The sequence below is a fragment of the Salmonella sp. SAL4457 genome (assembly GCF_046548235.1).
Classification (GTDB): domain Bacteria; phylum Pseudomonadota; class Gammaproteobacteria; order Enterobacterales; family Enterobacteriaceae; genus Salmonella; species Salmonella enterica.
Genome location: NZ_JBGDZO010000392.1, coordinates 1 through 276, shown reverse-complemented (window position 1 = coordinate 276; position 276 = coordinate 1). Strand labels below are relative to the sequence as shown.

Sequence of the window (276 nt, the reverse complement as noted above, 5' to 3'; positions counted from 1 at the left end):
GCGTAGTCGATGGGAAACAGGTTAATATTCCTGTACTTCTGGTTACTGCGATGGAGGGACGGAGAAGGCTAGGCCAGCTTGGCGTTGGTTGTCCAAGTTTAAGGTGGTAGGCTGAAATCTTAGGTAAATCCGGGGTTTCAAGGCCGAGAGCTGATGACGAGTCGTCTTTTAGATGACGAAGTGGTTGATGCCATGCTTCCAAGAAAAGCTTCTAAGCTTCAGGTAACCAGGAACCGTACCCCAAACCGACACAGGTGGTCGGGTAGAGAATACCAA

Annotated in this window: 1 rRNA gene; it reads left to right on the top strand. The window is 49.6% G+C overall.

The window, feature by feature from the left end:
* Positions 1–276: ribosomal RNA gene (locus tag ACLJNW_RS24780) — 23S ribosomal RNA — on the top strand; the annotation flags it as partial.